A 22355-nucleotide genomic window follows, 5' to 3' on the forward strand; every position below is an offset into this window, starting at 1 on the left:
TTTACTCATTTGCATGGGGCATAATTAAATTTCTTTTTTTGAAGAAAAAATAAGAACTGATAATTATCATAATTAACACCAATTCCGATATAAAAATAAAATAGCCGGATTCACCAAACCAAACTCCAATAATGATAATCGTATTAATCACCATCGAAATGATCGCAAGCCATGGATAAAATGGCGACTTAAATTTAATGGTCTCCTGCGGATATTTCCCCTTATTGACCCCTTGACGAAACTGAAATTGACACCAAGCGATAATAATCCAAGCAAAACATCCAACCTGCCCTGTCGCTGCAACCAAATAAAGATAAAGTTTTTCCGCAGCAATGTACTTTGAAAATAGTGATACCAGCGCAATAATAGATATAAACAATATTCCTTTGGTTGGCACACCTCGCCTATTCACCTCTGCAAAATATTTTGGTGCTAAATTATCCTGAGACATTGACCATAACATTCTGGAACTGGCATAAATTGCAGAATTCGCTGCCGAAATAGCGGCACAAAAAATGACAAATAACATAACATAAGACGCAAAATTAATGCCTGCTTGCGTAAATACCCAAACAAAAGGGCTTATCTCTTCTTGTGTATTACCATAGGGATAAACAAGCGCCAGAACCGCAATTGCTAAAACATAAAATAGGATGATTCTAAAGGCGACGCCTGTAATTATTTTAGGTAAAACGGTTTGCGGTGATTGGGCTTCTCCTGCTGCACTTCCTATCAATTCAACGCCTTGAAATGAGTAAGTGACAATCGTCATACAAACAAAAATCGCTGAAAAACCGTTAGGAAACCATCCATTTTCTGTTTTCAATGTTGGTAGCACATGGGTGTCAGCATATTGATGATAAAGCAAGTAAATACCTGTCCCGATAAAAGCAATAATTGCCAGAACTTTTATTGTTGAAAACCAGTATTCACTTTCGCCATAAGCTCGTACCGATGTTAGATGTACAAAAGTTAAAGCTATTAAAATAATGAGACTAAACAGATAAATAGGAATAGAAGTGATAAATTGGTGAGCAATAATTGATGCCGCCGTTAAATCAGCCGCCATCGACAGCACCCAGCTTAACCAATATAACCAACCTATAGTATAGCTCCAAATGGGATTAGGTATAAACATTAACGCATAGTGCTGGAAAGAACCGGCATGAGGAAATGCGCATGAAAGCTCACCTAAACAAAGCATGGTTGAGAGCATAATACAACCAGCCATCAAATAAGCGATAATCGTCCCTAGTGGACCAACTGTGCTAAGTGGTGCTGCAATACCTATAAATAATCCGGTACCAATCGAACCACCCAAAGAGATCATCAACAGATGCCGATTTTTTAAATTCTTTTTTAAACTAGTGGTACTCGGATAGGAACTTCCTTGATATTCAGATGTTGCCATGTAAACCGCCTAGTAAGGTAAAAAAGCTGCTGGAAACCAGCAGCTAACACGAATTAATAAATAAACCTTTTTTCTACACCATTCGTTTGACATGCCATAAGTAAGGCTGTGTAATCGAGTTCAAAACCAATCATATCACCTACTTTCAATGTTTCTAACACATCTTCAATATCAACGATGGTATGATCACTGGTTTGTCCCAAAACCGTAATACTATCATCGATAGGTATACAGTTTTCAGCCGGCACATCTTGGCGACCAAAAGCAAGTAGTGCACGTTTACGAGTACCATGATCAACAAAGGTTTTACTATTTAAAAAGGCATCGACACCAAGCTCACCTACAGGCACGGTTGGCTTACTATTGAGTTCAATAATTTGTGCATATAGCTTATAGATATCGCTACAGGCTTTATCGACAGGTTTATTGGAATGATGAAATTCATCCAGATATTTCATATCGACATATTCAATACCAAACTCATGTAGACCACCTATTCTGATGTGATTCAATCCTTTAGGCCAAACACCTTTATCTAACAAATGGTAACTAGTACAATTACCCGCAGATAAATATTTGATTTTAATGCCACAAGTTTCCTCTACTTTGCGTGCTATGTGTAAAAAATCAACACCATTTTTAACCGTAGGCAAAACGGTTCCATAGCAGTTAAAGTTGGTGCCAAGCCCATAAAGCTCAACACCTGGTAATGAAAGAATGAGATTGACGGTATCAATAATGTCATCAAGATGCTCAAACCAGATACCTTCTCGTAAATCCCCCATATCCACCATGAGCAATACTTGGTGAATCTTTCGCTGTTTAACGGCCTCATCAGATAAAGCCGTTATGACTTGTTTTTCACTATTTAAGCTAATATCCGCATATTTCACCACGTCGCTGATTTCACTTAAACAAGGACTACGTAATAAACACGTTTTACAATTTAATGCCTCTTTGAGTTTTTTTAAATTGTAAGTTCTTGATTCAGCAATAACATCAATACCGCCCTCTAATACAGCTTTCGCTGTTTCGACGCAGCCATCAAATACTTTATTGACGGCCATGACTTCAATGCCGTGTTTAGCTAAAATGTCTTTCTCAACACGGGCATTTTCTTTTAATTTTCGTAAATCAATTTCCAATATGGGTTTGTACATGCTTTACTCCTCTATACCTTACTGTTCGAGCAAACGATTGCGTTTTTGAGCACGATGATATATCCATTCCGCTAATACAATCGCAAGTACAGCACCACCAACTATCTTAGCAATATACTCAACGTATCCACCCATATCGATTTGAGCTGGTGGAATAAAGACTAAGATGACTGCAAATAGTGTAGATAAGAACCCTAAAGCTGGTAATACCACTGGTAACACTTTACCCGGAATTTTAAAGCTACGTGGTACATCAGGTTGAGTCACTCGTAATCGATAGTAAGCAATAAACATCACTAAGTAAGGGATGAAATAACAAATTGTTGTCAACGCCGTCAACATCCAATAAGCTGCCGCAATACTTGGTGATACAAATGTTGAGAAGCAAAGAACTGTAACGATAATCGCTTGAACAACCAGCGCAAATGTCGGTGTTTGATAAACCGGATGTAAACGACCTACACGCTCACCCAACAAATTATCCTCTTTAGAGGCTTCTTGAAGCATATAAATCGGTCCAACTAACCATGAGTTAATTTGTCCTAACGCACCAAAGAATAAACATATTGCCATAACAGGTAATAACCAAGGCATATGTAATACATTGGCAGCAGATTGCATCGCTTGCATAACGCCAGCAACAATATCGGTATCTTCGGCTGGTAATAATGTATTGATAGCCCAAGAGCCAATCATATAAATACCAACAATAACAATTGCTGATACAGCCATAGCTTTTGGAAAATCACGTTGTGGATCACGTGTACGCCCGGCAATCATTGGTGCCACTTCAAGCCCAGCAAACGCAAACATCATACTGGATAAAAACACAATCGTATCCCAACTGCCTAAATCAGGGATCCAATCACTTAAATGCGTATAATCGGTTGCCATTGGATGACCGGTCAATAACCAAACAATCGCTAGCAAGACGATAATGGCTGCAGGAATAAATACACCAAGCCAAGCACTGACGCTATTAATAATCTTAGTCCATTTTAATCCCCGAATATTCATCAGTGTTAAAATCCAGAAGACCACCATGGATCCCACCCCAATAAATACTTCATTTTGAGCCAATTCGGGACTAAACATATAGCCAATAGCCGTAAAACCAAATTGCAGCATTAATGGGAAAAAGAGTACACAAGAAAATAAAAAACAAACCACTACAATCCAAGCGATACGTTTACCAAATGCCTCTTTAACCCAAACAAATATCCCACCATCTTTTGGCCAACCTGTTGAAAGTTCACCACACACCATGGCTAATGGAAAAAACAAACAAAATGCCGCAATGAGCCAAAGCACCATTGCTGATGCGCCATAAGGAGCAACGTTAGGAATTTGTCGTAAACTCAGTATTGCAATGACATTCATAAATACAATGTCTTTGATACCAAGCAAACTTGAATCTTTAGAATCACTCATAATAACCTCACATTGTAGTATCTGGGGCAACGTGTGCCCCAGATAGATCATGATTAATAGATGTCGTATCCAACCATATCCTCGTAAGTGTCTTCACGGCGAATCAAGCGATCTTTGCCTTTTTTGTCTATCATCACAACCGATGTACGAGGGCGATTGTTATAGACTGTCTGACTTTCAATGGTGTAAGCTCCAGCATCAAGGAAAGCAATAATATCGCCAATGTCGGTATCTTTAGGTAATAAGAACTCTTCACCTTTAACACCAACATGATAGTAGTCACCACCATCACACAAAGGACCGGCTAATTTAATATATTCATCATGTGATTCATTAATTCGAGACGCATTATAAACATAGAAGAACCAATCGAAATGTTGACTATCAGATAACACGCTATAACCTGCATCAACAAATTTCCATTCAACATGTTCTTCAATGTTACCGTCTAAATCGTAATTTGTTTTGCGTTTTTCACAGGCAACTTCTGTTAATAGCACCCCAGCTGAACCGGTAACTTTTCGACCAGGTTCAATACAGATTTCAACATCTGTACGCCATTTATGTACTTCACGAATGACTGCATCAGCAAAATCTTGGGCAGTAATACCGGCATACATATTGTCTTGTAATGGGTTACCGTTTTCATCATCGTATTTATAAGGAACAGGAATACCACCCCCTACATTAATTAAATCAAACTTGATTCCTAACACCTCTTCTAAACGGCGAGATTCATCAACAAGTACTTTGGTTGCTTTCGCAAAAGGTTCAGCTTCGGGTACTTGATCCCCAACATGCATATGTAGACCACGTAAATGTACATAAGGCATTTCAAGAATACGGCGACAAGTCTCTTCTGCTTGTTCTAAATCGATACCGGATTTAGCATGATAAGCAGTAACTAATTCTGCGTGAGTTGCTGATGGTACATTCGGTTCAACACGTACACACACATTCGCTACTTTTTTCAATTTTTTTGATATTTCATCGATAATATCAAGTTCATATAAACTATCGACGTTAATAATATACAGATCATTTTTAATGGCATATTCAAGATCAACTGGTTTCTTCACCACACCATTAAACACGATTTGGCTACCCGGAAAACCAATTTCCAAACATTTACGGACTTCAAACATTGAGTTTGCTTCAGCGTAAATACCAGCATCTTTAATGGCTTTGAGTACGCCCATAACCGAACAGGTTTTAGAAGCATAGAAAATTTTAGTTTTTGGATGCGCTTTAAATGCTTGTTTAATTTCTTGAACATTACGATCGATTTCTTTTTCAGAAAACACATAAAAAGGCGTTGGATATTTTCTTGCTAACTCTTCTAAATTAACGCCATCAAAACATAATTTACCGTTTTCAGCACTAAAACGACGATCTTTAGTTATAAGATCGTGACGTAATTTGTTATAATTTGACATAATTTTGTCGGACATATGACCTCCAGTTAATGAGTACCTAAAAAGTACATAAGAAAATAAGTAAAATGGCTTTTCTCTTGTAATGCAATCAGCATGCCAACTTAATAATACGAATAATCAATAAGTTAAACTAAACAATCTAGCAACAATTTTTGTCATTAAGTTAAAAATATGTCTTTATGACAAAAATTTGTCATTTTTTAGTGATAGTCGAAAGGTATTTAAATAAAAGTATGCTATTAAGCAATAATCCAAATTTTATAAGGTACTAATATCATGACAGTTGATCCTGAATTATTACAATCATTGGAAATATTTAAACATTTTTTTGATCTAATACATCAGCCTATGGCCATTATTGATAAAGAAGGTAAATATATTTACTACAATCAGGAAAGTGCAGAACTCGATGGCTATCCTCAAGATAAAGCTATAGGAAAACCATTGCTTAAAGTTTATCCTAATTTACAAAAAGAAGATAGTACTATGTTAAAAGCCTTGTTAGAAGGTAAGGAATATCTGGATAATTATCAATGCTATTATAATCATGTTGGTAAAGTTGTCGATTATTTGCATACCACGGTTCCACTTTACAATCATAACAAACAGATCATTGGTGCAATCGAAATCGGTCGAAATTTATCTAATGTAAGACAATTACAAGATCAAGTTTTTAAACTTAACAGCCGTTTATATCACAGTAAAGAACAATTACTTCCCGAAATCGTATTTGTATCTCAAAAAATGCAATCGGTCATTGATCAAACCAATATTTTAGGCGCTAATGATGTGCCGGTACTCATTGTTGGTGAGACAGGTACCGGTAAAGAACTCTTCGCCCATTTAATTCATCAAACTAGCGACCGCCGAGATAAAGCCTTTATTTCTCTCAATTGTAGTGCACTGCCCACTACGCTAATTGAAAGTACACTATTTGGCACTGTCAAAGGTGCCTTTACGGGAGCTGAAAATCGCCAAGGATATTTAGAACTGGCTAACGGTGGCACACTATTTCTGGATGAACTAAACGCCATGCCACTTGAAATGCAAAGCAAATTATTGCGATTTTTACAAGAAAAAACCTACTGGCGACTTGGTGGCAATAAAGAATTGCATTCTGATGTCCGCATTGTGGCCGCCATGAACGAATCACCCACTGATCTTTTAAAAAATGGTAGATTGCGCAGTGATCTGTTTTATCGATTAAACGTGGGATTAATAAAACTTCCTGCACTACGCGAACGGACAGAAGATATTCCTGTTTTAGCTCGCTATTTTATTGATAAACACCAAGACGAGATAAAAATAACCATCAGTGGTATAAGTAACCATGCTTTGAAACAATTGATGTCAGCACCATGGCCAGGCAACGTACGTATGCTTGAAAATGCAATTGTCCGAAGTATGGTTTTACAAAATGAACCCGGTGAATTACAATATATCGTTCTTGACGAAGAACTATTTCAAATTGAAAGCCCTGATCAGCAAGAAGATGTCATGACTAAAATCGATGATTCTGCCACCAATTTTTCTCAATTTACCGATTTAACCACCCAAGTGGAAAACTATGAGCGACAATTGATTATCGATGCGTTGAATCAAGCTAACGGAAAAATTATCAATGCCGCTAAATTATTAAATGTTTCGCGTACTACATTACAATATAAGGTCAAAAAGTACCATATTCAAATGGGTGTAATGAATCATTAACATTGATGGCTAACAGTTTTTTCATCCAATGCCTTCGCACAAGCAAAGGCACTGCTCCAAGCCCACTGAAAATTATACCCGCCTAACCAACCCGTTACATCCATCACTTCGCCAATAAAATAAAGATTTGGTTGTGATTTGGCCGCCATCGTTTTTGACGATAATGCATCGGTACTTACCCCACCTAAAGTCACTTCAGCCGTTCGATACCCTTCGGTTCCGTTTGGTACAATATGCCACTTGGTTAATGTGTCAAAAAGACGCTGTTGTTGATGCAAATTGAGTTGTTTCACAGTGATATCTGTAATCATATCCAGTTGGATCAATGCTTCTACTACTCTTTTAGGTAAAATTTGTGCTAAGCAATTTTTCAAAGTCTGGTTACGATTTTTTTCTAATAACGGTTTAAATGATGATTCAAATGTCATATCTGGTAATAAGTTGATCGTAATGGGCTCACCCACTCGCCAATAGTTTGATATCTGTAAAATGGCGGGGCCTGAAAGCCCTCGATGAGTAAATAATAAATTTTCTTTAAACTGCATTCGCTCATAAGTCACTTCAACCGGAATAGCGATACCGGATAATTGCGATAACACATCTAATAAAGGTTTATGTAAGGTAAAAGGCACCAGCCCAGCTTTGACAGGTACAATTGGAATAGAAAATTTTTCTGCCACTTTATAACCTATTGAAGTCATACCGAGTGCTGGCATCGATAATCCGCCTGTGGCTATAATCAAGTTTTGACAACTCATCATACCTTGCGAAGTCTGTAATTTAAATCCATCTTCAACTGCTTCGACGTCTTCTAATTGCGTTTGCATCATTAGATTAACCTTTCCTTTTTGACACTCGCTAAGCAGCATATCGACAATATCTTTGGCTGAATTATCACAAAACAACTGACCATGATCTTTTTCATGATAAGCAATATGATATTGATTAACTAATTGGATAAAATCCCATTGGTTAAACCGTTTTAAGGCTGATTTACAAAAATGACGATTTTCAGAAATATAATGGTGTGCATCCATATCAAGATTAGTAAAATTACACTTTCCGCCACCCGACATTAAAATCTTTCGTCCCGGTTTTTTTCCGTTATCAATGACAGTCACACGATGCCCTTTTTGCCCTAATAATCCGGCACAAAATAGCCCCGCAGCCCCTGCTCCAACAATTGTAATTTGAGTTTGCATAATCAATAGTTAAAAATAAGCGTTAATAAATTATAACAGCATCAGTTCTGGATGTGACATTCTCTATAAGTTTATAGATTTAAACATACACTAAAAATAAAAGTTTTTTACAAATAAGAAAAAGAATTTATGATTATTATACAATTTATTTTAAAAATGACGCATTAATAAAGAATAAATAGTTTAATAATCAATGAAATAAAATTAATTATTAGCTTCATTAATAACTCCAGTACAACTTATTAAAAGATTGACTTATAAGTAATATTTATTTGACCAAAATAGCATTTTTATTTAATTTCTTAGCCAATATGGGATTAATGCCTATACCTTCACAAATTATAAAGCGATGAATTAGAGGCAATGATATGTTATATAACCAGCATCATGAAAAAGATAACTGCGGATTTGGTCTGATTGCTCATATTGAAGGGCAACCAAGTCATAAAGTGGTGCGTACCGCTATTCACGGATTAGCGAGAATGCAGCATCGAGGCGCAATCTTATCTGACGGTAAAACCGGCGATGGCTGTGGACTTTTATTACAAAAACCAGATCGATTTTTTAGATTAGTAGCGCAAGACGCAGGTTGGCGTTTAGCAACTAATTATGCTGTAGGCATGCTGTTTCTTAGCCAAGATGAGCAAGAAGCACAAGCAAGCCGTCAGATTGTAGAAGAGGAATTAGCTGACGAAACGCTATCAATATTAGGTTGGCGAGAAGTGCCTATTGATAAAAGTGTTTTAGGTGAAATTGCATTATCTTCACTGCCTAAAATTGAACAAGTCTTTGTCAATGCGCCAGCAGGATGGACGAAAATTGATTTAGAACGCCGTTTATATATGGTTCGCCGTCGCATTGAAAAACGCGTACAAGACGACACCTTTTATGTTTGTAGCTTTTCGAATCAGGTTAATATCTACAAAGGCTTATGTATGCCTAAAGATTTGCCTCGATTCTATTTAGATTTAGCCGATATTCGAATGGAAACGGCGATTTGTTTATTCCATCAACGTTTTTCAACCAATACCGTTCCACGTTGGCCACTTGCTCAACCGTTTAGACATTTAGCGCATAATGGTGAAATCAATACCATTGAAGGCAATCGTCAATGGGCAAAAGCCCGTTCCTATAAATTTAAAACACCACTGATTCCTGATTTACAAAATGCGGCTCCGTTTGTGAATGTCACAGGGTCTGATTCCAGTTCACTGGATAACATGTTAGAACTGTTCCTTGTCGGTGGGATGGATATTGTTAGGGCGATGCGCTTATTAGTACCACCGGCATGGCAAAATAATCCCGATATGAATGAAGATCTTCGTGCCTTCTTTGACTTTAATTCGATGCATATGGAACCGTGGGATGGCCCAGCAGGTATTGTTATGTCAGACGGTCGCTATGCCGCATGTAATTTAGATCGAAATGGCTTACGTCCTGCTCGTTATGTTATTACCACCGATAAACTCATTACCTGTGCTTCTGAAATTGGTATTTGGGATTATCAACCTGACGAAGTCGTCAGCAAAGGACGAGTTGGGCCTGGTGAGTTATTAGTTATCGATACCGAAGAAGGTCGTATCTTACAATCTTCTGAAACGGACAATGATTTACAAAAACGTCACCCATACAAAGAGTGGATGGCTAAGAATGTAAAACGTCTGATTCCAGTTGAAGATCTTCCTGATGATGATATTGGCTCACGTGATTACGATGACACTTTACTGGCAACTTACCAAAAACAGTTTGGTTATAGTGCAGAAGAAATCGATCAATGTATCCGTATTTTAGGTGAAAATGGACAAGAGGCAATAGGCTCAATGGGAGATGATACGCCATTTGCTGTCTTATCAAGTAAACCTCGATTAATCTATGATTATTTTCGTCAAAAATTTGCGCAGGTAACCAATCCGCCTATCGATCCATTACGTGAAGCTCATGTCATGTCGCTATCAACTAGCATTGGTCGAGAGATGAATGTCTTCGCTGAAGCCGAAGGTCAAGCTCATCGAGTCGCGTTTAAATACCCTGTTTTGGTTTACTCTGATTTCCAACAATTAACTGCATTGGAGTCACGTTACTATCAATCAGAAACACTAGATATTACTTACGAAATCGATGGTAGCTTACGTGATGCCATTGAACAGTTATGCGGTGATGCCGAAGCCAAAGTACGTAATGGTACCGTATTAATCATTTTATCCGATAAAAATATCGCAGCCGATCGATTGCCGATTCCAGCTCCAATGGCTGTAGGTGCGGTACAGCAACGTCTAGTTGAAAAAAACTTACGCTGTGATGCCAATATTATTGTTGAAACAGCAAGCTGTCGCGATCCACACCAATTTGCCGTACTTCTTGGTTTTGGTGCAACGGCTATCTATCCTTATTTAGCTTACGAAACCCTAGCCCAAATGGTCGACAATGGTACGATAAATAAATCTTATCGTGAAGCCATTATCAACTACCGCAATGGTATTAATAAAGGCTTGTACAAAATCATGTCTAAAATGGGGATATCTACTGTCGCCTCATACCGCTGCTCAAAACTCTTTGAAGCGGTTGGTCTGCATAAAGATGTGGTTGAACTCTGTTTCCAAGGTGTGACTAGCCGCATTAGTGGTGCGAATTTTGATGATTTTGCTCAAGATCAGTTCAATTTATCGAAAAAAGCATGGTTACGCCGTAAACCATTAGACCAAGGGGGTTTACTCAAATTTGTCCATGGCGGTGAATATCATGCTTATAATCCCGATGTAGTTCAATCGTTACAAAAAGCGGTTAACAATGGGAGCTACGAAGATTATAAGCTTTATACCGATATCGTTAATAATCGCCCGCCAGCGACATTACGGGATTTATTAAAACTTAATCCTCCTGAAAATGCAGCAATTCCGTTAGATCAGGTTGAACCCGAAGAGTCACTATTTAAACGTTTTGATTCGGCGGCAATGTCAATTGGTGCGTTAAGTCCTGAAGCTCATGAATCGCTTGCTGAAGCCATGAACACGTTAGGTGGCTATTCTAATTCAGGCGAAGGAGGAGAAGATCCTGCTCGGTATAACAGTATAAAAGTGTCACGCATAAAACAAGTTGCATCTGGTCGATTTGGTGTAACGCCGGGCTATTTAATGAGTGCTGATGTGATTCAGATCAAAGTAGCGCAAGGTGCAAAACCGGGTGAAGGTGGTCAATTACCAGGTGACAAAGTAACCCCTTACATAGCCAAATTACGTTTTTCCGTACCGGGGGTGACATTAATCTCGCCACCACCGCATCACGATATTTATTCAATCGAAGATTTGGCACAGTTGATCTTTGATCTTAAACAGATTAACCCTCAAGCAATGATTTCGGTGAAATTAGTGTCCGAACCGGGCGTTGGAACTATTGCAACTGGGGTCGCAAAAGCTTATGCCGATTTAATCACGATTTCGGGATATGATGGCGGTACCGGTGCTAGCCCATTAACGTCGGTCAAATATGCTGGTTCACCATGGGAACTGGGTTTAGTTGAAACACAACAATCATTGGTTGCTAATGGTTTACGTCACAAAATTCGTTTACAAGTTGACGGTGGGTTAAAAACTGGTACAGACATTGTAAAAGCAGCAATTTTAGGTGCGGAAAGTTTTGGCTTTGGTACGGGGCCAATGGTGGCTTTAGGTTGTAAATATCTACGTATTTGCCATTTAAATAACTGTGCCACGGGTGTTGCGACGCAAGATGAAAAATTGCGAAGTGACCATTATCATGGTTTACCCGAAAAAGCGATGAACTATTTCCGTTTTATTGCACGTAACACAAGGGAAGTCATGGCAGAACTTGGCGTAAGTCGAATTGTTGATTTAATTGGACGTACCGATTTACTGTTAGAGCTTGATGGCATTACAGCTAAACAACAAAAACTGGATTTATCAGGATTACTTGAAACTTCGACACCAGTAGAAGGCAAACCCGTTTACTGTATTGAAGATAATAAACCGTTTGATAAGGGTGTATTGAATAAAGAAATTATTACTCAAGCACAACAATTTGTTGATAATCGTCAAAGTAAAAGTTTCTACTTTGATATTCAAAATACTGATCGTTCGGTGGGAACTAGCTTATCAGGTTATATTGCCAAAAAATATGGCGATCAAGGTTTAGTTGCCGATCCCATTTCGCTCAATTTCACCGGTACAGCTGGGCAAAGCTTTGGTGTTTGGAATGCTGGTGGCGTAAATTTAACCCTAACGGGTGATGCCAATGACTACGTTGGTAAAGGCATGGCTGGGGGTCGTATCGTCATTCGACCACCTCAAGGCTCGGCATTTTTAAGTCATGAAGCAACCATTGCCGGTAACACCTGTCTATATGGTGCAACAGGCGGTAAATTATTTGCAGCAGGACGTGCTGGTGAACGTTTTGCCGTACGTAACTCTGGTGCAATTAGCGTGGTTGAAGGTATCGGCGATAACGGCTGTGAATATATGACAGGTGGCATTGTCTGTGTCTTAGGTAAAACTGGTGTTAACTTTGGTGCTGGTATGACTGGTGGATTTGCTTATATTTTAGATGCCGATGGTGATTTCCATAAACGGATTAACAAAGAACTTGTCGAAATGTTAAACGTTGCTGATTATTCAATTCATGAAGAGCATCTACGAGGCTTAATCATGGAACATGCTCAACTAACCCACTCTTCACGTGCTGAAGAAATTTTAGCTAACTGGGAAGATTTCGCTAAACAATTTGTATTAGTTAAACCTAAATCCAGTGATGTAAAAGCGCTGCTCGGTCACCGAAGCCGATCATCAGCAGAACTTCATGTTCAAGCACAATAAGGAGAGCACGGAAATGAGTCAAAATGTTTATCAGTTCATCGATTTACAACGTGTTGATCCACCTAAAAAATCGTTGAATATTCGAAAAATAGAGTTTGTTGAAATTTATGAGGGATTTTCGGCTTCACAATCACAAGCCCAAGCCGATCGCTGCTTAGCATGTGGTAATCCTTATTGTGAATGGCGTTGTCCTGTTCATAACTATATACCTAATTGGCTAAAACTGGTGAATGAAGGCAAAATTTTAGAAGCAGTTGAACTATCTCATCAAACTAACAGCCTACCAGAAGTGTGTGGTCGGGTTTGCCCTCAAGATCGGCTTTGTGAAGGCTCATGTACTTTAAATGCTGAGTTCGGTGCGGTAACTATTGGTAACATTGAGCGTTATATTACCGATGAAGCCTTCAAACTGGGTTGGAAGCCTAACTTGTCTAATGTTGAAAAGACAGGATTAAAAGTTGCAATCATTGGTGCAGGGCCTGCTGGACTTGCATGTGCAGATGTGTTAGTCCGTAATGGCGTAACGCCCGTTGTTTTTGACCGTCATCCTGAAATTGGTGGACTATTAACCTTTGGTATTCCTGCCTTTAAATTAGACAAAGAAGTATTGATCAATCGTCGACGTATCTTTACCGGCATGGGTATTGAATTTCGGCTAAATACCGAAGTAGGGAAAACGGTACAATTAACGGACTTACTCAATGAATTTGATGCTATTTTTGTTGGAACCGGTACTTATCAATCAATGCGAGCCGGTCTAGCAAATGAAGATGCGGATGGTGTTTATGATGCCCTTCCATTTTTAATTGCCAATACCAAACATATTATGAAGCATAATCAAAGCGATGATACGCCTTACATTGACATGAAAAATAAACGTGTTGTTGTTTTAGGCGGTGGTGATACTGCCATGGACTGTGTACGGACGTCAATTCGTCAAGGTGCAATTGAAGTCACCTGTGCTTATCGTCGAGATGAAGCCAATATGCCCGGCTCTAAACGAGAAGTCAAAAATGCCAAAGAAGAAGGTGTACAATTCCAGTTTAATGTGCAACCACTCAGTATTGAAATTAACAATATAGGTCAAGTTACTGGTGTCAAAATGGTCAGAACAGAACTCGGGCAACCCGATGCAAATGGTCGCCGTTCGCCAATGATTATCGAAGGGTCCGAATTTATCCTACCTGCCGATGCAGTTATTATGGCATTTGGTTTTAGACCTCATGCCATGCCTTGGTTAGCTGAACATGGTGTTGATTTTGATGATAAAGGACGGATTATCGCTCCAGAAATGAAAGGTTATCAAACAACCAATGCCAAAATCTTTGCCGGCGGCGATGCAGTACGAGGCTCGGACTTAGTCGTCACTGCCATTAGCGAAGGTCGCAAAGCGGCAGAAGGAATTTTAGATTACTTAGAAGTATAAAGTGATTAACTAAGTAAACCTTATTTCCATTCCCTACTGAGTGGGAGTAAGGCTTATTACTTAATATTTATTGATCTGCCTAAACCATAACGTTTATTGATTACAACCTAAATATCGTCATTTATCGGGTAGAAATCGCCAATGCATATTCACTTTGATAATTGGCATTAAATTACCATTAGCTGATACTATGAATTTGTATCAGCTAATAACCTTTAATTATTGGATTATCTGGCTATAAATAGACAACCTGAGAACCATTTTCAGGATTTTTAGTCGCCTCAGCAAATCCTTCTAAGAAAAAGGCAAGATGATCTGCTTCATCCCCTAAAAGGCGCCCTTTGACTTTATTCCAAGTTAATAACACGATAGCTGCTTGTGGTTCACAACTAATTAACATTGGTTGTTCAAGTTCTTCATTCCAATAAAACTCACCACCGTATAATTTTTGGGCTGTCAGTAATAAGTAACATCCATACTCTTGAGCAATCATATTAAGCTGTTCTTCAGGAATACTAAAATTTTTCTCAGCTAATTCACCAATAATCATTTCAACAACAGAAATACTTTTTTCGGAATAATCGAGCTGGTTAATACTCCACGTTGGACTATGTAAAATGGCATTTTGTGCCCATGCTTCGATTTCTTGATATAATTCATTTTTTTCAGTCATATTTATTTACTTCGCTAGTTGATATTTCCAATTGTTTAACAAGTTGCCATGCGGCTTCCATTTCTTCAAGTGTTGCATCCGTTAAACAACGATTATTTTGTTTCAGTATTACTTCAACTTGTTTAAATCGACGTTCAAATTTATTATTTGCCCGTTGTAAACAGAGCTCCGATTTAACTTTTAAATGTCTGGCTAAATTGACGGTCGCAAAAAACAGATCCCCCAGTTCTTCCTCGATTTTTGATTGATCTTGTACCGTTTTATTAAGCTCATATTCTACTTCGTCGAGCTCTTCCTTAACTTTATCTAAAACTGGGGTTAACTCCTGCCAATCAAACCCAACCGATGCACAACGTTTTTGGATTTTTTCGGCTTTCATTAAAGCAGGAATGGCGTTAGGTATGTCATCTAACAATGAGTATTGAGCCCGCTCGTCACGCTCTTTTTGTTTTAATTGTTCCCAATTTGGTTTTTCAGTTGTCTTATCATCAAAAATATGAGGATGACGATAAACTAATTTATCTGCAACTGCTTGACAGATATCTTCAAAATCAAACTGACCTTGTTCACTGGCGAGATCGGCGTAGAAAACAATTTGAAACAATAAATCACCCAATTCTTTTTTGAGTTCATTCATATCCTGTTTATCTATCGCATCAAGAACTTCATAAGTTTCTTCCAGTGTATAAGATTTTAATGAATCAAAAGTCTGAATGCGATCCCATTCACACCCGTTAATAGGGTCACGTAATTGTTTAGTAATCGCAAGTAAACGCTTGAGTGGGTTCACAATCTATCTCACCAATCGTAATGGAACATTAATCTAATCAGTGTATCATAAATTTAAACTGTTTTGATTTACAATAGTAAATTTATACTATTGTAAACATAATTGTCTATTATTTATTCTAAAACATGCACAAAAAAGATTTAATTAGTTGAGTCATCATAACTTCTAGCCCATAAAGCTGAATTAAGTATATAATAAACACATATTGAATTAACTTTACGATAATATATGAATAATTTACGAGAACTTACACTTCGAGGCACAATACTGGGTGCTTTTATTACAATTATTTTTACTGCATCAAATGTGTACCTTGGTTTAAAAGTCGGATTAACCTTCTCATCAGCTATTCCTGCAGCTGTCATCTCAATGGCAATCTTAAGACTATTTTCAGGATCAACCATATTAGAAAATAACATGGTGCAAACTCAAGCTTCTGCTGCCGGAACGCTATCATCTATTATATTCGTTCTACCTGGATTATTGATGATTGGTTACTGGCAAGATTTTCCATTTTGGTTAACTTTTGCCATTTGTGCCGCAGGGGGAATGCTTGGAGTACTATTTTCAATTCCATTGCGTCATGTGATGGTAGTCAAAAGTACATTACCTTACCCTGAAGGTGTTGCTGCCGCTGAGATTTTAAAAGCAGGCTCGAAAACAGACAGTAATGATGACTCTGCCAACGAAGGATTGAAAGATATTTTAGTAGGGGGTGTTATTGCTTCTACTGTTAGTTTATTGACCAATGGTTTTCGAGTTTTATCTGAAAGCGCTTCATACTGGTTTACTGGAGGTAAATCGATTTTTCAATTACCTATGGGGTTCTCATTAGCACTACTCAGTGCAGGCTACTTGATTGGCATTGTATCTGGAATTGCCGTTCTGGTTGGAACCATTATTGCCTGGGGATTTGGAATTCCAATTTTAAGTGCAATGACAGATTATGATACGACGCAACCTCTGGCAAATATTGCAATGGGACTTTGGGCTAAAGATATCCGTTTTATTGGCGCAGGAACGATTGCTATTGCGGCAATTTGGACATTATTAACCTTAATCAAACCAGTTATTGAAGGTTTAAAAACATCATTCAAAACGTTACGTTCAGATGTATCTGTAAATGATATTGCACCGACAGAACGTGATCTATCACCTAAATCAATCTTTTTAATTATGGCTGGTATGGTCATTATTTTAGTTGCTACGTTTTACTCATTTATTTCAGATAGTGGTTTATCTACGGGCGTTGCATGGATACTGGTTATTTGTGCTGTTTTATTTGCTTTTATTATGGGCTTTCTTGTTGCAGCTGCTTGCGGATATATGGCAGGATTAGTCGGATCGTCAGCTAGCCCTATTTCAGGTATTGCAATTGTTGCCGCTATCGTGATATCGCTTATCTTACTTGGATTAGGCGAAGCAAATAATATACTTTCCACGGCTGAAGGCACAAACTTTGCGACAGCCTTAGCGCTATTCACAACCAGCGCAGTATTAGCCGTTGCTTGTATCTCAAATGATAACTTGCAAGATCTTAAAACGGGTTATTTGGTTAATGCAACACCTTGGAAACAACAAGTTGCATTACTAATAGGTTGTGTTGTTGGTGCCATTGTTATCGCACCTATTTTAGAAATCCTTTATAACGCATATGGTTTCACGGGCGCATTACCACGACCAGATATGGATCAATCACAAGTTTTAGCTGCACCTCAAGCAACACTGATGACAACCATTGCCAAAGGAATCTTTTCACATAAACTTGATTGGACAATGATTCTAATTGGATTAGTCGTTGGAACCGTGATTATTATCATTGATCTTCTTTTGGCGAAAGCAAAATGTAAATTTCGCTTACCCGCACTGGCTGTCGGTTTAGGTATCTATTTACCACCAACGATTACTGCCCCAATTTTTGTCGGTACATTGCTATCATGGATAATTAAACGTAATGCTTACGCTAAAGCTCAAAAATATAATTTAAACCCTGAAGAACAATTTAAAAAAGTGGATCGTAAAGCGGCATTAATTTCTTCGGGATTAATAGTTGGTGAAAGCTTAGTGGGTGTCTTATTAGCGATCGTTATAGTTATTAGTATCACGCAAGGTAAAGGTGAAGCACCATTAGCAATAGACGCTGATTTAGGCTTCTTACCACAATATTTAGGTTTAGCTGTCTTTGTGGGTATTTGCTTGTATATTATTCGTCGAGCATTATCCGCAATTAAAAAACAGTAATAACTTATATTTAAAATTAAGCCTTTTATTGCTTGAAATAAAGGGCTTAATAAAATCCCTTACCAATCTTTAAACGTTTGCTATATATTGATTATCATCCTACTTTTGTGACTAGATTAAATGATAACCTTTTCCCTATATGGAAATATTTAATAGCACGCTCAACCAATTATTGCCACAATTTAAAGTTTAAAATAATCAAACTTTCACTTAGCCCATTAAACTTTTTCATTTTGCATAACTTTCAATATTTGTTAGCATAACCCAATTTATTTTACATATTAAACAGCAAAATCATGATAGTATTTGATTCCATTCAAGTTCGCTTAGGCATTAATCTACTTTTAGATAATGCGTCTGCTACCATTAATCCTAAACAAAAAGTAGGATTAGTCGGGAAAAATGGTTGTGGAAAGTCCACCCTCTTCTCATTAATAAAAGGCGAAATTCAAACGGATGCAGGCAGCTTAAGTTTTCCATCACAATGGCAATTAGCTTGGGTTAACCAAGAAACACCAGCGTTGGATATACCCGCTATTGAATATGCTATTGATGGTGATCGTGAATATAGACAGCTAGAACAAAAGCTAGCTATCGCCAACCAACACAATAATGGTGAGCAAATCGCTATTATTCATGAAAAACTGGATAACATTGATGCATGGACGATACGAGCAAGAGCCGCTACATTATTACATGGTTTAGGATTTTCCAACGAGCAACTACAATTACCAGTTAAATCCTATTCAGGTGGTTGGCGTATGCGTTTAAATCTAGCTCAAGCACTCATGTGTCGTTCAGATCTATTACTACTTGATGAACCAACCAATCACCTTGACTTAGATGCGGTGATTTGGCTGGAAAAATGGCTGAGTAATTATCAAGGTACATTAATTTTAATCTCACATGATCGTGATTTTTTAGATCCGTTAGTCAATAAAATTATTCATATTGAACAAAAAAGTTTGTTTGAATATACCGGTAACTATTCATCATTTGAAGTTCAACGTGCAACTAAATTAGCACAGCAACAATCACTTTATGAAAGCCAACAACAAAAAGTCGCACACCTACAAAGTTACATAGACCGCTTTAGAGCTAAAGCAACCAAAGCTAAACAAGCTCAAAGCAGAATAAAAATGCTAGAAAAAATGGAACTCATTGCCCCTGCACATGTAGACAATCCTTTTCATTTTAATTTTAAACCTTCTGAATTTTTGCCAAGTCCATTACTGATGATGGACAAAGTTGTGGCAGGCTACGATGATAAAATCGTGCTTGAAAAAATTAAATTAAATCTTGTTCCGGGTTCACGCATAGGCTTACTGGGTCGTAATGGTGCTGGTAAATCAACCTTAATAAAATTATTAGCGGGCGAACTTCAACCTAAAGAGGGACATATTAATCTCGCTAAAGGTGTTCAATTAGGCTATTTTGCTCAACATCAATTGGAATATTTACGTGCCGATGAATCACCACTTTGGCATTTAACTCAACTTGCTGATCCAAAAATAACAGAACAGGAATTGCGTAACTATCTGGGTGGATTTGATTTTCATGGTGATAAAGTGAATGAACCAGTTAAAACATTTTCGGGCGGTGAAAAAGCTCGATTGGTTTTAGCGCTAATTGTGTGGCAAAAACCGAATCTATTATTACTTGATGAACCTACTAACCATTTGGATTTAGATATGCGTCAGGCATTGACTGAAGCGCTTATAGGCTTTGAAGGTGCTTTAGTCGTTGTATCGCATGATCGCCATTTATTGCGCTCGACAACGGATGAATTTTATTTAGTGCATGATCACAAAGTTGAACCATTTGATGGTGATCTTGATGATTACCAGAAATGGCTTGCCGAAGAACAAAAAGCAGAAAATAAACCAGATACCGTTAACGTAACCAGTAAAAATGATAGTATTCAAAATGTTTCGGCCACAGATCGCAAAGAACAAAAACGCCGTGAAGCAGAATTAAGAGCACAAATGCAACCCATTAAAAAAGAGTTACAAAAAATGGAGCAAAAACTTGAGCTATTAACTGAGCAATTACAAAATATTGAACAGCTATTAGCTGATCCTGCTATTTATGAAAATGATAAAAAAACAGCATTAACCGAATTACTGCTCAAACAAAGTAAAATTAAAAGTGAGCAAGAAGAGGTTGAAATGAATTGGTTAGATTTACAACAACAACTTGAAGATTTTCAATTAAATTAACTTTATATTTATTAGGTATAAAAAAAGTGCACAAAATATTAAGAGCATGAGCACTAATTGAATACCGATAAATTTTAAATAGTTAAACGTATTTTAACTGTTTATTTTGTGCAAAAAAAATCACAGCTTTTTGCTGTGATTTTTTATTGTTAATTGAACTAAAATTATTTAATTAAAATTAACTTTTTTCAACTTGGCTAAAATCAAGCTCAACAGGTGTTGAACGTCCAAAGATTGAAACTGAAACTTTCAGGCGACTTTTTTCGTAATCGACTTCTTCAACCACACCATTAAAATCTGCAAATGGACCATCATTAACACGTACCAATTCCCCTGGCTCAAACAGCGTTTTAGGACGAGGTTTATCACCAACTTGTTGTAAACGATTCATAATAGCATCAACTTCACGTTGGCTTATTGGAGCTGGTCTGTCAGACGTACCGCCAATAAATCCCATGGTTCTTGGTACACTTTTAACTAAGTGCCAAGTTGCATCATTCATCATCATTTCAACTAAAACATAACCAGGAAAGAATTTACGCTCACTTTTACGACGTTGACCACTTTTCATTTCAACAACTTCTTCGGTAGGCACAAGCACTTCACCAAAAGAATCTTCCATATTATGTAACTTGATGTATTCACGCAGTGACTGTGCAACACGTGCTTCATAGCCAGAATAAGCTTGAATAACATACCATCGTTTTTGTTGTATTTCACTCATATTAACGTCCTATTGATGTTAAATAAAAGACGACCCAACGGAATAAAGTATCCATTCCCCAAAGGGCTAAACCAACGACGACTGTAACAGCCACAACGAGCATAGTTGTCTGTGTAGCGTCTTTACGAGAAGGCCATACAACCTTTCTTAACTCTTTTCTTGAATCTTGTAAAAATGCAAGAAATGACTTACCTTTAGTGGTTGTAAGAGCAATAAATAAAGTGAAAAGTGAAATTACACTAACCGTAATAATGCGGACGATTGTATTAGGTTGATATATATCATTTGCTTGAGCAAAATAGGAATTTCCCCAAACAATAATTGCAATCAATACTAAAACTAAACCCCATTTGAGTTTATCTAGAACCGAGTTTGTAGCTTGACTTTCGTTACTTACTTGCATATAAAACCTATGAGTATGTTATTTATAATAATATCTATTTTCCAAAATGCTCTTTTTAAAATAAAAACATTTTGCTAAACAGACCAGATAAGAAAGGGCATCGCATGATACCCTTTCAACAGTTATTAAATATAAATTATTTAATAACCTTAGCAACAACACCCGCACCAACAGTACGACCACCTTCACGAATCGCAAAACGTAAACCTTCTGCCATCGCGATTGGGTGAATTAATGATACTGACATTTTGATGTTATCGCCTGGCATTACCATTTCTACGCCTTCCGGTAATTCGATTGTACCAGTCACGTCAGTTGTACGGAAGTAGAACTGTGGACGGTAACCTTTGAAGAATGGAGTGTGACGACCACCTTCATCTTTACTTAAGATATACACTTCTGATTCGAAATCTGTATGTGGCGTGATTGAACCTGGTTTTGCTAATACTTGACCACGTTCGATTTCTTCACGTTTAGTACCACGAAGTAATACACCTACGTTTTCACCAGCACGACCTTCGTCTAGTAATTTACGGAACATTTCAACACCAGTACAAGTTGTTTTTGCTGTTGGTTTGATACCAACGATTTCAACATCTTCACCAACTTTGATAATACCGCTTTCTACACGACCTGTTACCACTGTACCACGACCTGAAATTGAGAACACGTCTTCAATTGGTAATAGGAATGGTTTGTCGAT

Annotated in this window: 15 protein-coding genes; 5 read left to right on the forward strand and 10 right to left on the reverse strand. The window is 37.6% G+C overall.

The annotated features are described in order from the left end of the window. Position 1 precedes the first annotated feature (1 nt). From A9G10_RS11825 to lysA, 4 genes are read right to left on the reverse strand one after another with little or no spacing between them, the layout of a single operon-like run. On the reverse strand, positions 2-1411 hold the full coding sequence (locus tag A9G10_RS11825) for an amino acid permease (RefSeq protein ID WP_065559710.1): 1410 nt from the start codon (positions 1409-1411) through the stop codon (positions 2-4). Between the two features lie 53 nt (positions 1412-1464). Beyond that, complete coding sequence (locus A9G10_RS11830; protein WP_065559711.1) at positions 1465-2571, reverse strand: alanine/ornithine racemase family PLP-dependent enzyme; 1107 nt, start codon at positions 2569-2571, stop codon at positions 1465-1467. An 18-nt stretch (positions 2572-2589) separates the two neighbouring features. Next, positions 2590-4002 carry an APC family permease gene (locus A9G10_RS11835; RefSeq protein ID WP_065559712.1) on the reverse strand — a complete coding sequence of 471 codons (1413 nt, stop codon included), beginning with the start codon at positions 4000-4002 and terminating at the stop codon, positions 2590-2592. A 53-nt stretch (positions 4003-4055) separates the two neighbouring features. After that, positions 4056-5453, reverse strand: a complete 1398-nt coding sequence (lysA, locus tag A9G10_RS11840; protein WP_065559713.1) for a diaminopimelate decarboxylase — start codon at positions 5451-5453, stop codon at positions 4056-4058. Between the two features lie 258 nt (positions 5454-5711). Between lysA and A9G10_RS11845 the strand changes: the two genes are divergently transcribed. Next, complete coding sequence (locus A9G10_RS11845; protein WP_143426012.1) at positions 5712-7148, forward strand: sigma 54-interacting transcriptional regulator; 1437 nt, start codon at positions 5712-5714, stop codon at positions 7146-7148. Here the strand turns inward: A9G10_RS11845 and A9G10_RS11850 are convergent. Continuing rightward, on the reverse strand, positions 7145-8350 hold the full coding sequence (locus A9G10_RS11850; protein ID WP_065559715.1) for an NAD(P)/FAD-dependent oxidoreductase: 1206 nt from the start codon (positions 8348-8350) through the stop codon (positions 7145-7147). The genes A9G10_RS11845 and A9G10_RS11850 overlap by 4 nt on opposite strands. 368 nt (positions 8351-8718) lie before the next feature. Between A9G10_RS11850 and gltB the strand changes: the two genes are divergently transcribed. Then, complete coding sequence (gltB, locus tag A9G10_RS11855) at positions 8719-13176, forward strand: glutamate synthase large subunit (RefSeq protein ID WP_065559716.1); 4458 nt, start codon at positions 8719-8721, stop codon at positions 13174-13176. A 13-nt stretch (positions 13177-13189) separates the two neighbouring features. After that, the gene (locus A9G10_RS11860; RefSeq protein WP_065559717.1) at positions 13190-14602 is read left to right on the forward strand and encodes an FAD-dependent oxidoreductase; all 1413 of its coding nucleotides are present in this window, start codon (positions 13190-13192) and stop codon (positions 14600-14602) included. 235 nt (positions 14603-14837) lie between these two features. Here the strand turns inward: A9G10_RS11860 and A9G10_RS11865 are convergent, their stop codons facing one another. Next, a complete protein-coding gene (locus A9G10_RS11865; protein ID WP_065559718.1) occupies positions 14838-15275 on the reverse strand; it encodes a hypothetical protein in 438 nt (145 codons plus the stop codon). Next, the gene (mazG, locus tag A9G10_RS11870; protein ID WP_065559719.1) at positions 15268-16065 is read right to left on the reverse strand and encodes a nucleoside triphosphate pyrophosphohydrolase; all 798 of its coding nucleotides are present in this window, start codon (positions 16063-16065) and stop codon (positions 15268-15270) included. The genes A9G10_RS11865 and mazG overlap by 8 nt, the downstream gene beginning before the upstream one ends. 228 nt (positions 16066-16293) lie before the next feature. Here mazG and A9G10_RS11875 point away from each other — a divergent pair, with 228 nt between their 5' ends. Then, a complete protein-coding gene (locus tag A9G10_RS11875; protein WP_065559720.1) occupies positions 16294-18306 on the forward strand; it encodes an OPT family oligopeptide transporter in 2013 nt (670 codons plus the stop codon). A 296-nt stretch (positions 18307-18602) separates the two neighbouring features. After that, the gene (locus A9G10_RS11880; RefSeq protein WP_065559721.1) at positions 18603-20525 is read left to right on the forward strand and encodes an ABC transporter ATP-binding protein; all 1923 of its coding nucleotides are present in this window, start codon (positions 18603-18605) and stop codon (positions 20523-20525) included. Between the two features lie 178 nt (positions 20526-20703). Here the strand turns inward: A9G10_RS11880 and nusG are convergent, their stop codons facing one another. The 3 genes from nusG to A9G10_RS11895 all read right to left on the reverse strand — a co-directional run. Further along, a complete protein-coding gene (gene nusG / locus A9G10_RS11885) occupies positions 20704-21249 on the reverse strand; it encodes a transcription termination/antitermination protein NusG (RefSeq protein ID WP_065559722.1) in 546 nt (181 codons plus the stop codon). A gap of 1 nt (position 21250) precedes the next feature. Continuing rightward, positions 21251-21652, reverse strand: a complete 402-nt coding sequence (secE, locus tag A9G10_RS11890; protein ID WP_065559723.1) for a preprotein translocase subunit SecE — start codon at positions 21650-21652, stop codon at positions 21251-21253. Between the two features lie 136 nt (positions 21653-21788). After that, positions 21789-22355: EF-Tu/IF-2/RF-3 family GTPase (locus tag A9G10_RS11895; protein ID WP_257006711.1), on the reverse strand; the 567-nt coding region annotated here is incomplete at its 5' end.

Origin of the sequence: Gilliamella sp. wkB308 (assembly GCF_001690185.1) — a bacterium.
Lineage (GTDB): Bacteria > Pseudomonadota > Gammaproteobacteria > Enterobacterales > Orbaceae > Gilliamella > Gilliamella apicola_I.